The sequence below is a fragment of the Sulfuricurvum sp. genome (assembly GCF_049305995.1).
In the GTDB taxonomy this organism is placed as follows: domain Bacteria; phylum Campylobacterota; class Campylobacteria; order Campylobacterales; family Sulfurimonadaceae; genus Sulfuricurvum.
Map to the genome: position 1 here is coordinate 1 of NZ_JBAQPS010000032.1, position 12,873 is coordinate 12,873.

General features: G+C 42.3%; 9 protein-coding genes and 1 pseudogene. All 10 read left to right on the forward strand.

Annotated elements, in window-relative coordinates; genetic code table 11:
* Positions 1-121 precede the first annotated feature (121 nt).
* Positions 122-652 carry a transcription termination/antitermination protein NusG gene (gene nusG / locus WA010_RS01020; protein WP_422555318.1) on the forward strand — a complete coding sequence of 177 codons (531 nt, stop codon included), beginning with the start codon at positions 122-124 and terminating at the stop codon, positions 650-652.
* A gap of 21 nt (positions 653-673) precedes the next feature.
* Positions 674-1,099: a 50S ribosomal protein L11 gene (rplK, locus tag WA010_RS01025; RefSeq protein WP_373022292.1), complete on the forward strand. Its 426-nt coding sequence runs from the start codon at positions 674-676 to the stop codon at positions 1,097-1,099.
* Positions 1,100-1,167: 68 nt separating this feature from the next.
* The gene (gene rplA / locus WA010_RS01030; RefSeq protein ID WP_299996937.1) at positions 1,168-1,863 is read left to right on the forward strand and encodes a 50S ribosomal protein L1; all 696 of its coding nucleotides are present in this window, start codon (positions 1,168-1,170) and stop codon (positions 1,861-1,863) included.
* A gap of 120 nt (positions 1,864-1,983) precedes the next feature.
* A complete protein-coding gene (gene rplJ / locus WA010_RS01035; protein WP_422555319.1) occupies positions 1,984-2,469 on the forward strand; it encodes a 50S ribosomal protein L10 in 486 nt (161 codons plus the stop codon).
* 135 nt (positions 2,470-2,604) lie between these two features.
* The gene (gene rplL / locus WA010_RS01040) at positions 2,605-2,973 is read left to right on the forward strand and encodes a 50S ribosomal protein L7/L12 (RefSeq protein WP_422555320.1); all 369 of its coding nucleotides are present in this window, start codon (positions 2,605-2,607) and stop codon (positions 2,971-2,973) included.
* A gap of 169 nt (positions 2,974-3,142) precedes the next feature.
* Positions 3,143-7,288, forward strand: a complete 4,146-nt coding sequence (gene rpoB / locus WA010_RS01045; RefSeq protein WP_422555321.1) for a DNA-directed RNA polymerase subunit beta — start codon at positions 3,143-3,145, stop codon at positions 7,286-7,288.
* The gene (gene rpoC / locus WA010_RS01050) at positions 7,281-11,789 is read left to right on the forward strand and encodes a DNA-directed RNA polymerase subunit beta' (protein WP_422555322.1); all 4,509 of its coding nucleotides are present in this window, start codon (positions 7,281-7,283) and stop codon (positions 11,787-11,789) included. Before rpoB ends, rpoC begins: the two co-directional genes overlap by 8 nt.
* Before the next feature lie 177 nt (positions 11,790-11,966).
* Positions 11,967-12,197: a type II toxin-antitoxin system HicA family toxin gene (locus WA010_RS01055; protein ID WP_422555323.1), complete on the forward strand. Its 231-nt coding sequence runs from the start codon at positions 11,967-11,969 to the stop codon at positions 12,195-12,197.
* Entirely contained in the window at positions 12,194-12,550 is a 357-nt protein-coding gene (locus WA010_RS01060; protein WP_422555324.1) for a type II toxin-antitoxin system HicB family antitoxin, read from the forward strand. The genes WA010_RS01055 and WA010_RS01060 overlap by 4 nt, the downstream gene beginning before the upstream one ends.
* A gap of 178 nt (positions 12,551-12,728) precedes the next feature.
* Positions 12,729-12,873 (forward strand): annotated as a pseudogene (gene rpsL, locus WA010_RS01065) (30S ribosomal protein S12); the annotation flags it as partial.

Here is a 12,873-nt window from a genome sequence, read left to right on the forward strand (position 1 = left end):
ACAAGTTAAGCAAGCTTTTATTGCAGTGATTGCTGTGGTTACCTTTGTGGTATTGTTTTTAGCATTGGTAGATTTTATTATGTCTTCGACCGTTTCGGCAATTTTAAGTTAAGGAAAAAACATGGCACATCGTTGGTATTCGATTCAAACCTATGCCGGTAGTGAGCGCAGTGTTAAAGCCGCTATTGAAAATATTATTGCAGAAAACAATCTTCAAGATGTTATTACCGAAGTAATCGTTCCGACGGAAGATGTTATCGAAGTAAAAAACGGCAAAAAGAAAATCACTGAGCGTTCACTCTACTCAGGGTATGTATTTGCTAATATGGATCTTAGTATCGATCTTCAACACCGTATTCAATCACTCCCGCGTGTAGCAGGATTTATTGGTGAGTCTAATAAGCCGACTCCTCTTAGTGAGAATGATATAGCTGTGATTTTAGATCGTATTACCAATCGTTCAGCTCCAAAACCAAAAGTATTTTTCGATAACGGCGAGATGGTACGTATCGTGGATGGTCCATTCGCAAACTTTACCGGAACAGTAGATGAATATGACCTCGAACATGGAACATTAAAACTCAATGTTTCTATCTTCGGACGTAGTACTCCGGTTGATATTTCGTACACTCAAGTCGAAAAAATTATTTAATCTCAAACAAAGGAAGCACAAATGGCAAAGAAAATTACGGGCTACATCAAATTGCAAGTACAAGCCGGCGCTGCTAATCCAGCCCCTCCGGTTGGACCAGCACTCGGTCAACGTGGTGTTAACATCATGGAATTTTGTAAGGCGTTCAACGAGCGTACAAAAGATAAGGCAGGTTTCAAACTCCCTGTTGTTATTACGGTATATGCAGATAAAACGTTTTCATTCATCACGAAACAGCCTCCGGCGTCTGCTCTCATCATGAAAGCAGCTGGTCTTAAAAAAGGGACTGATAATCCAATGAAAAACAAAGTGGGTAAAATCACTAAAGCTCAATTGATGGAAATCGTTAAGCAAAAAATTCAAGACATGAACACGGATGATATCGATGCAGCTGCAGCGACAATCACTGGTTCTGCACGTTCAATGGGTGTTGATATCGTAGATTAATTCTACACTACTCTTCGACCGCAAAGAGGCTAAACCTTGCGGCAGATTCTAATTATTGGAGAATTCAAATGGCTGGAAAACGCTATAAACAACTTAGTGAAAAAATAGATATGGCTAAAAGCTATTCTGTTGCAGATGCTGCGGCATTTGTAAAAGAGCTTAAATCGGCTAAATTTGACGAAACTGTTGAGATTGCACTTAACCTTGGTGTTGACCCTCGTCACGCTGATCAAATGATCCGTGGTGCTGTTGTGCTTCCACACGGTACAGGAAAAGTGGTTCGCGTTGCAGTTTTTGCAAAAGGGGCTAAAGTAGACGAAGCTAAAAATGCAGGTGCTGACATTGTTGGTGCTGAAGATTTGGTTGAGCAAATCAAAGCAGGTAACATCAACTTCGATATCGTTGTTGCTGCACCGGATTGTATGGGGCTTGTTGGTCAAGTAGGACGTATCCTCGGACCAAAAGGGATGATGCCAAATCCTAAAACAGGAACCGTAACAGCAGATATCGCAAAAGCGGTTAGCAACGTTAAAGGCGGACAAGTAAATTTCCGTGTTGACAAAAAAGGGAACATCCATGCCGGTATCGGTAAAGTGAGTTTCGATACCGATAAAATCGCTGAAAATATTAAAGCATTTGTTGGTGCTATCAACCGTGCAAAACCATCAACGGCAAAAGGTCGTTACATCAAAAATGCAGCATTGTCTCTCACTATGAGCCCTGCAATCAAATTTGAAACCCAAGAACTATTAGATATCCGTTAAATTCGGATCGGCAGCTTTCTGTCACAATTTATCTTATGGACTGAAGACAGTAGGGGGCTTACGCCTTAATTGGAATGATTCTACCCCGCTTGAAGTTGTTATGTCTGGAAAGGAGAAACTATGAATAAAGCACAAAAATCTGAGATTGTTAGTACTCTAACGAATGAGTTTAAATCATCCGCTGCAGTCATTATGTGTGACTATCGTGGTTTAGCTGTGTCTGAACTCGAAGCACTTCGTAAAATTGCACGAGAAAAAGAGGCTAAGGTTCAAGTGGTTAAAAATACACTTGCAACAATTGCGTTAAACAATGCAGAGATGTCTGGTATCGAAATTAAAGATACTAACATTTTCGTTTGGGGCGCTGATGCTATCGCTGCTTCTAAAACAGCAGTTGATTTTGCAAAAGCAAATGATAAATTTGTTATCCGAACAGCGTACATCGACGGTCAAGCCGCTGATGAAACTAAAGTTCGTGCATTTGCCACCCTTCCGGGACGCGAAGAATTGCTTGGAATGTTGGCATCTGTATGGATGGGACCAGTTCGCAACTTCACTATCGGACTCGATGCGCTTAAACGCAAAAAAGAAGAAGAAGCTGCTTAATTTTAATTTTGCAGCATAATAGTGTATTTATAAAAATGCACTAGTGCATTGAGCTTTCTGCTGAAGAAAACCCAGTGTTAACGTAGCCATTGGGACGAGTTCCGATGGCGTTTAAAATAATAATAGGAGAATACTATGGCTGTAACAAAAGAAGATGTTCTTGAGTTTATCTCAAATTTGTCAGTTCTTGAGCTTTCTGAGCTTGTAAAAGAATTCGAAGAAAAATTCGGTGTATCGGCTCAACCGGTTGCTGTTGCTGGTGCTGCAGTTGCTGCAGTTGAAGTTGAAGAAAAAACTGAGTTCGACGTTATCTTGAAAGACGGTGGTGAGAAAAAAATCAACGTTATTAAAGTAGTACGTGCAATGACAGGTCTTGGTCTTAAAGAGGCTAAAGATGCTGTTGAAGGTGCACCTACAACCATTAAAGAAGGTATCTCTAAACAAGATGCTGAAGCAGCGAAAAAAGAGCTTGAAGAAGCTGGTGCCGCTGTCGAAATCAAATAATTTTTTGATAGGGGGCTTATGCCTCCACCTCCCACAGGGCACTTTATGAAGCGGATTTTAGCTTCTTCGTAAAGTGCCCATACGTCGTTATAGGCTCAAGGACGCTTGAGTTATAGACTTTGCACTTATTATATCCCTAAGGGATCAAAAACTTCGATTGAGGTAGCCTATGTTAAACACTCTTCACTCCGGAAACCGCTTGCGCGTTGATTTCGCGAAAACTCCCCAGCAAATTGAAGTACCGAACCTTTTACAACTTCAACAAAATTCGTATGAATCTTTTTTGATGTTGGATCAAAAAGATCGTTCTAAAAGCGGAATTGAGCGCGTATTCCAGTCAGTCTTCCCGATTCATGATTCACAAAATCGTCTCTCTCTAGAATATTTAGGTTCTGAAGTAGGGCGTCCTAAGTATACTGTACGTGAATGTATGGAACGAGGACTTACCTATTCGGTATCACTTCGTATGAAAACACGTCTCATGATTTGGGACCGTGATGAAAATACCAAAGAAAAAACCGGTGTTAAAGATATCAAAGAACAAACAATTTTTATCCGTGATATTCCATTGATGACAGATCGTACATCGTTCGTTATCAACGGTGTTGAACGTGTTGTTGTTAATCAACTTCACCGTAGCCCTGGGGTTATTTTCAAAGAAGAAGAATCGACCACTGCCGGAAGTAAAATGATCTTTACCGGTCAAATTATTCCTGACCGCGGTTCATGGCTCTATTTTGAGTACGATCCGAAAGATATCCTTTACATGCGTATCAATAAGCGACGTAAGGTTCCTGTAACCATTATGTTCCGTGCACTTGGATACAGTAAGCAAGACATTTTAAAAATGTTCTATCCTTTGCAAAAAATTCGTGTTGAGAATAACAAATATTTAATGAATTTTGATCCTGAACAATTTGCAGGACGTCTTGGATATGATCTTGTCGATAGTGATGGGAAATTGCTTGTCGCTGCAGGTAAGCGCCTATCCGCTAAAAAAGCGGAAAAATTGATTTCGGATGGTGTTAGTGCTATTCAATACCCAATTGAGACATTGATTGAAAGGCATTTGGCTGAGCCGATTATCGATACGGTAACGGGTGAAGTAATGTTTGACACCATGACGCAATTGGATGAAAGCAAGCTCAAAAAAATGATTGATGCAGGTGTTAAAGAGTTTATTATCGCGAATGACCTTGCAGAAGGTCATGACAGTGCGATTATTAATGCATTTATTGCTGATGCAGATTCATTGAAATTACTTAAGCAAACGGAAACGATTGAAGATGAAAACGATCTTGCGGCGATCCGTATTTATAAAGTAATGCGTCCTGGTGAACCGGTAACTAAAGAAGCGGCTAAGGTTTTTGTTAATCAACTTTTCTTTGATCCTGAACGTTATGATTTAACGCGTGTAGGGCGTATGAAAATGAACCACAAACTCGGGCTCAATGTTCCTGAGTATGTGACCGTTTTGACCAACGAGGATATTATCAACACCGTTAAATATGTTGTTAAAGTTAAAAATGGTCAAGGGCATATCGATGATCGTGACCACCTCGGTAATCGACGTATCCGTTCTATCGGTGAGTTGCTCGGAAATGAGTTACACAACGGTTTGATCAAAATGCAAAAAGCGATCAAAGATAAACTCTCAACGATGAGCGGACCGACGACTGAGTTGATGCCGCATGATTTGATCAACTCTAAAATGATTACATCTACCATTATGGAGTTTTTTGGTGGTGGACAATTATCTCAATTTATGGATCAAACGAATCCATTATCGGAAGTGACCCATAAGCGTCGTCTATCAGCACTTGGGGAAGGTGGTCTTGTTAAAGAGCGTGCCGGATTTGAAGTGCGTGACGTTCATCCGACTCATTATGGTCGTATCTGTCCGATTGAGACTCCTGAGGGACAAAACATCGGTCTGATCAATACGTTGGCAACCTACTCAAAAGTTAATGAACACGGATTTATTGAAGCACCTTACAACGTTATTAAAGATGGCGTTGTGACGTCTGATGTGGTTTATTTAACGGCTACTCAAGAAGAGGGAAAAATTATTGCAACGGCATCAAGTCGTGTTGATGAGAATGGAAACTTTTTAGATGATTTAGTTGAAATTCGCCGAGATGGTGATATTATTTTGAAATCACCCAAAGAGTGTGAACTTCGTGATTTGACACCGCATATGGTTGTCGGGGTTGCAGCGAGTTTGATTCCATTCTTAGAACATGATGATGCGAACCGCGCATTGATGGGATCGAACATGCAGCGTCAAGCTGTACCATTATTGCGACCTGAAGCACCAATGGTTGGAACAGGTGTTGAAAAACTCGTTGCTCGGGATTCATGGGAGTGTGTTAAAGCAGAGCGCAGCGGTATAGTTGAAAAGGTTGATGCGAAACATATCTATGTAATGGGTGAAGATGACGACGGAACTTTTATCGATTACTATCCATTACAAAAAAATCTCCGTACCAACCAAAATACAACATTTATGCAGCGCCCGATTGTAAAACAAGGGCAAATGGTAGCGAAAAGTCAAATTATAGCTGATGGTCCAAATATGGATCAAGGTGAGTTGGCACTTGGTATCAATGCACTCGTTGCGTTTATGCCGTGGAATGGATACAACTTCGAGGATGCGATCGTTATGTCTGAACGTATGATCCGCGAAGATGCGTTTACCTCAGTTCATATCTATGAAAAAGAGGCGGAAGCACGTGAACTCAAGCATGGTGTCGAAGAGATTACTCGTGATATTCCGAATGTACGTGATGACGAGCTCTCTCACCTCGATGAGAGTGGTATTGTTAAAATCGGTACGTATGTTAAAGGTGGGATGATCCTCGTTGGTAAAGTTTCTCCGAAAGGTGAAGTAAAACCGACTCCTGAAGAGCGTTTACTTCGCGCTATCTTCGGTGAAAAAGCGGGTCACGTAGTGAACAAATCTCTCTACTGTACACCAAGTATGGAAGGGGTTGTTGTCGACGTTAAGGTATTCACTAAAAAAGGGTATGACAAAGACCCTCGCACTCTTGAGCTTGAAAAAGCTGAACGTGACGAACTAGAGCGCGAACATTACGATCGTTTGTTAATGATCGATAAGGAAGAGATGCTTCGTATTGTTTCATTGCTCACAAAACATCCGTTGCTTAGTGATGTAAGTATAAATGGTAATGAGTACAAATCGGGTGAAAACGTAAAAGCGGAGGATCTTAAAGAGGTTAACCGTTTTGCGATGAATAACGTGGTGAAAGCATTCAGCGACGATATTCAAGAGAAATACAACCAAACAAAAAACCATTTCCAAAAAGAGAAGAAAAAATTCCGTGATGAACACGAAGAGAAACTCTCTATCTTGGAAAAAGATGACATCCTCCCTAACGGTGTAGTTAAGTTCGTAAAAGTTTATATTGCGACTAAACGTAAACTCAAAGTCGGGGATAAAATGGCGGGACGTCACGGGAATAAAGGTATCGTTTCGACGATCGTTCCACAAGTTGATATGCCGTACATGGCAAACGGTCGTTCAGTAGACGTTTGTTTGAATCCGCTTGGGGTTCCATCACGTATGAATATCGGGCAAATCCTTGAGATGCATCTCGGTATGGTCGGGAAAGAACTTGGGTTCCAAATCCAAGATATTTTCGAAGCGAAACAAAAAGAGTTCATCGGTGAGCTTCGTGCAAAAATGATCTCTTTCGCTGATGTAGCGGGTCTGATGAACGCTGCTAAAGTTCTTGGTGAGATGGATGATCAAACCCTTCTTGGGTATGCACAGGATTGGTCAAAAGGGGTTAAATTCGCTACTCCTATTTTCGAAGGGGTTACTGAAGCGGAGTTTGCAAAACTTTTCGCATTGGCAAAACTCGACGATGATGGAAAAATGGTATTGTTCGACGGTAAAACAGGCGATCAAATGAAAGAGCGTGTTAACGTCGGTTACATGTATATGCTTAAACTTCATCACTTGGTTGATGAAAAAGTACATGCTCGTTCAACCGGACCATACTCTCTCGTTACTCAACAACCGGTCGGTGGTAAAGCACTCTTCGGTGGACAACGTTTCGGGGAGATGGAAGTATGGGCGCTTGAAGCATACGGTGCTTCTGCCGTCCTCAAAGAGATGTTGACGATCAAATCGGATGACGTTGACGGACGTGTACGTGCGTACAAAGCCATTACAAAAGGTGAAAGTGTACCGGCATCCGGTATCCCAGAAACTCTTTTCGTATTGACTAAAGAGCTCCAATCGTTGGCGCTTGATATTGAGATTTTTGACGAGGTGGATGACAATGAGTAAATTAGTACCGGTTGCCGTAACGGAAGAGAATCGCCCAGTCGATATTAAACAAATCCAATTTCGCTTGGCAAGTCCAGAGAGAATCCTCTCATGGAGCCACGGTGAAGTAAAAAAACCAGAAACCATCAATTACCGTACCCTTAAACCGGAACGTGACGGATTGTTTTGTGCCAAAATTTTCGGACCGGTTCGTGATTATGAATGTTTGTGCGGAAAATACAAAAAAATGCGTTACAAAGGTGTTGTGTGTGAAAAATGTGGGGTTGAAGTCACTTCCGCAAAAGTTCGCCGTACCCGTATGGGACACATCGATCTTGTCACCCCAGTAGCGCATATTTGGTATGTCAGTTCACTTCCAAGCCGTATCGGCACACTTCTTGGCGTGAAGATGAAAGACCTTGAGCGCGTATTGTATTATGAAGCGTATATCGTTAAAAGTGGCGGAGAAGCGTACTATGACGGTGAACAAACCTCTGCGGTACTTAAATACGATGTATTGAACGAAGAGCAATACCGTACATTGGTACAACGTTACGGTGAAAGTGGCTTTTCAGCAGAGATGGGTGGATCAGCCGTTCGTGAATTGCTTGATGAACTCGATTTAGTTGATTTATTCTCTGCGTTAAAAGAAGAAGTGGCTGGCACTAATTCGGAAGCAAAACGTAAAACTATTGTTAAACGTTTGAAAGTTATCGAGTCATTCTTGAATTCAGGAAACAACCCAGCATGGATGATGCTTACCGCATTGCCGGTATTGCCTCCTGAGCTTCGCCCGTTGGTAAGTTTGGACGGCGGAAAATTCGCGGTATCGGATGTTAATGACCTCTATCGCCGTGTTATCAACCGAAATCAGCGTCTTAAACGTCTTATCGAGCTTGAAGCTCCGGAAATTATCGTACGTAACGAAAAACGTATGCTTCAAGAAGCGGTTGATGCGTTGTTCGACAACGGTCGCCGTGCCAATGCCGTTAAAGGGGCAAACAAACGTCCGTTGAAATCGCTCTCTGAGATCATCAAAGGTAAACAAGGGCGTTTCCGTCAGAATCTACTCGGTAAACGTGTTGACTTCTCAGGACGTTCGGTTATCGTTGTCGGACCGAACCTTCAAATGGATCAGTGCGGATTGCCGAAACAAATGGCATTGGAGCTTTTCAAACCTCATTTGATCGCAAAACTCGAAGATAAAGGGTATGCGACCACCGTAAAAGCGGCGAAAAAAATGATCGAAGAGAAAACCAATGAAGTTTGGGAGTGTCTTGCAGAAATCGTTGAGGGGTATCCGGTTATGCTTAACCGTGCACCGACGTTGCATAAACTCTCAATCCAAGCGTTTCACCCAAAATTGATCGATGGTAAAGCGATCCAATTGCATCCTCTCGTTTGTGCCGCTTTCAATGCGGACTTCGACGGTGACCAAATGGCAGTTCACGTACCGCTTTCAGCCGAAGCGATTGCAGAGTGTAAAGTATTGATGCTCTCATCCATGAACATCTTGCTTCCTGCATCGGGTAAAGCGATTGCAACCCCTTCACAAGATATGGTCTTGGGTCTTTATTATTTGACACTCGGCAAAAACGATGTAAAAGGATCGAATAAACTTTTCAGTTGCGTGGATGAGATTATGATCGCATTAGAGCATAATGCTCTTGATTTACATGCGAAAGTGCGTACTCGTGTTGAAGGTCGTGTTATCCATACCACTGCGGGACGTATGATTCTTCAAGATATTCTTCCTTCTTTCGTTCCGGCAGAACTTTGGAACGTTGTGATGAAAAAGAAAAACATCTCTATTCTTGTTGACTATGTCAATAAGCATGGTGGGATTGCTGTTACTGCCGGTTTCTTGGATGATTTGAAAAATCTCGGTTTCCGTTATGCGACTAAATCAGGGGTATCGATCTCAATTGCCGATATCATTATCCCTGAAATGAAAGCAGGATTGATCGTAGCCTCTAAAAACCGTGTTAAAGAGATTCAAAAACAGTTCGAAGCCGGTCTTTTGACGGAGCAAGAACGTTATAATAAAATCATTGACGTTTGGACCGACACCAACAATACTGTTGCCGGTGGAATGATGGAGTTAATACAAAATGATAAAGACGGGTTTAACTCGATCTTTATGATGGCGGACTCTGGAGCGCGTGGTTCTGCTGCTCAAATTCGTCAGCTTGCCGGTATGCGTGGTTTGATGGCGAAACCGGATGGTTCGATTATTGAAACGCCGATTATCTCGAACTTTAAAGAGGGTCTAAACGTTTTAGAGTACTTTATTTCTACCCACGGTGCTCGTAAAGGTCTCGCCGATACCGCTCTTAAAACAGCGAATGCGGGTTATTTGACTCGTAAACTCGTTGACGTAGCGCAAAACGTGAAAATCGTTGAGCACGATTGTGGTACCCATGAGGGGATTGAACTTACCGATATCTCTGTCGGTAATGAATTGATCGAACCACTCGAAGACCGTATTTACGGACGTGTATTGGCGGAAGATGCAATCGATCCGATCACGAATGAGATCCTTTACTCTGAGGGCACTTTGATCGATGAGATTAAAGCCTCTAAAGTGATCGAAGCGGGTATCCGTTCGGTTCAAATTCGTACTCCGACAACCTGTAAATCTGAGGGCGGTGTGTGTGCCCTTTGTTACGGACTTAACCTCGGAAGCGGTGGAATCGTTAAACGCGGAGAAGCGGTCGGTATTATCGCGGCTCAGTCGATCGGTGAACCGGGTACACAGTTGACACTCCGTACCTTCCACGTTGGGGGAACGGCGTCAAGTACTCGTGAAGAGCGTCAAGTTATGGCAACCAAAGAAGGTTTCATCCGTTATTACAACATGAAAACGTACCTTTCTAAAGAGGGGAAACAAATCGTTGCGAATCGTCGTAATGCCGCAATCCTTTTGGTTGAACCGAAAATCAAAGCTCCGTTTAACGGAACCATTGAGATTCAAACGATTCACGATGAAATTATCGTTAGCGTTAAATCGGATAGCCAAACTGTTCGTTATACCCTCCGTAAAAACGAAGTGGCGAAACCGAATGAGCTTGCAGGTGTTAGCGGTAAAATCGAAGGTAAATTCTACCTTCCATACGAGAACGGCACAGTGGTAAAAGCGGATGAGTCTATCGTTGAAACGATCAAAGACGGATGGAATGTACCGAACCGTATCCCATACGCTTCTGAGATCCAAGTCAAAGACGGTGCGCCGATCACTCAAAAAATCCTCGCAAAAGAGAAAGGGGTTATTAAATACTACCTTCTCAAAGGGGACTATTTAGAGCGTCACCACGAGATCGCTAAAGGGTACAGTGTTGAAGAGAAAGGTCTCTTTGCCGTTGTAGCTGACAGTGAAGATCGTGAAGCGATCCGTCACTATATCGCTCGCGGTTCAGTGATCGAAGTGAATGATAATGAAGCGGTAAAAGCCGATACATTGATCGCAAAACCGGTTAAAGAAGAATCAATCGTGATCGCAGAGTGGGATCCGTATTCGAATCCTATCATCTCTGAAACCGATGGTGTTATCACGTTCGAAGACATTATTCCGGGTATTACCGCGTCTGAGCAATTCGATGAATTGACCGGTAAAACTCGTTTGATGATCAACGAATACGTTGCTCCTGAATTCAAACCGGCAATCGTCCTTGCGGCGAACGACGGTTCGGTTATCCGCTATGCGGTTGAGCCGAAAACAGCGATTTTCGCACAAGATCGTTCGGAAGTAAAAGTGGCTGATATCTTAGCAAGAACGCCAAAAGCACTTCAAAAATCACGCGATATCACCGGGGGTCTTCCACGGGTTTCTGAGCTTTTCGAAGCACGTAAACCTAAAGAGATCGCTCTTATCGCAGAACTTGATGGGGTAGTTAGCTTCGGTAAACCGCTTCGTGGTAAAGAGCGTATCTTGATTACCTCTGATAACGGAATGGTTAAAGAGTATTTTGTTGACAAAAACCTTGTTGCATTGGTTCATCCGGGCGAGTTCGTTCACGCCGGTGAGCGTTTGACTGACGGTGTTATCAGCTCACACGAGATTTTGAGAATCTTGGGTGTTAAAGCATTGTATAACTACCTTGTTAGTGAAGTACAACAAGTTTACCGCCGTCAAGGGGTTAACATCGCCGACAAACACATCGAAGTTATCTTTACTCAGATGTTGCGTCAGATCAAAATCCTCCGCTCCGGTGACACTAAGTTCATCGAGGGTGATGTGGTTTCTAAAGCACAGTTTAAAATCGAGAACGAAAAAATCCTTCGTCTCGGCGGAGAGCCTGCGATTGCTGAACCGTACCTCGTCGGTATTACCCGTGCTGCGGTTAGTGCTGACTCGATCATCTCAGCGGCATCGTTCCAAGACACCACAAAAGTCTTGACCGAAGCAGCAGTATCAGCGAAAATCGATGACTTGACCGATCTTAAAGAGAACGTCATCATCGGTCGTACGATCCCAGTCGGTACCGGTATCTATAAAGACCTTAAAATGGTTTTCGGAGACTAAGGTCTCCATTTCTTGTCATTCCCCCTTCAGGGGAATCCATCTTTTAATTAATACCCTCTAATTTTGCAATCTGTCATATATTCTAATCTCCTATTTAAAATCACTATACTAATTATTCAATATATCTAATTCCTATTTAATAATTTGTTGTGTAAGATTGTGTATAGAGAGGCTGGGATGAGCAAAAAAGACAAACTGATTCAAGCGATGAAAAATAATCCCAAGAATGTTCCTTTTGAGGATATTCGGAAACTTTTAGAAGATGCTGGGTATGTGTGCCACAATAGTGGCGGCAGTCACTTCGTTTTTCGCAAAGAGAATACGGCAAGTATTGTCATCCCGTACCATAAGCCTATAAAAGCGATTTATGTCAAACACGTATTAGAAATTTTGGGAGAATCCAAATGAAAAATTTAGCCTATTATATGAATCTTGATTATGAGATTGTTATTAAAAAAGTGAGTCCAGAAGATGGAGATGGGTGGTTCGCCTATTACAAAGATTTCAAAGGGGTAATGGGTGATGGAGAGAGTGCGATAGAGGCGATAGAGTCAGCTCAAAATACTTTTTCGGCTTTTATCGAAGTTTCACTTGCGCAGGGAGATTACATTCCTGAACCGCATACAAATGAAAAAAGCTTACGGATCAATATCTCAATGCCTGAAAATCTGGTGAGAAAAATCGACAGCTATATCGAACCGTTGCATTTGAGCCGTTCGGCATTTTTACAAAAAGCGGCAATGAGAGAGATCGGACTTTAAAATATAAAGAGATTATTTCTTCTACGCGCGAAGTGTTTCGGTTAAGTATTCTCCTCTCTTACAACTTCCTTAAAATAAGCTCAAATTAATCAAAAATTAGCTATTATTGCGCGTTTATTAGTCCCTCATCTTGAGGAGATTAAATATTCTACTGGAACATTTCAACAAAGGAGATTGTGTGCCAACAATCAACCAACTTATTCGTAAAGAGCGACAAGCGGTAGTGAAAAAATCAAAATCACCCGCTTTGGTGTCATGCCCACAACGTCGTGGTGTATGTACTCGTGTATATACTACAACCCCTAAAAAACCTAACTCCGCGC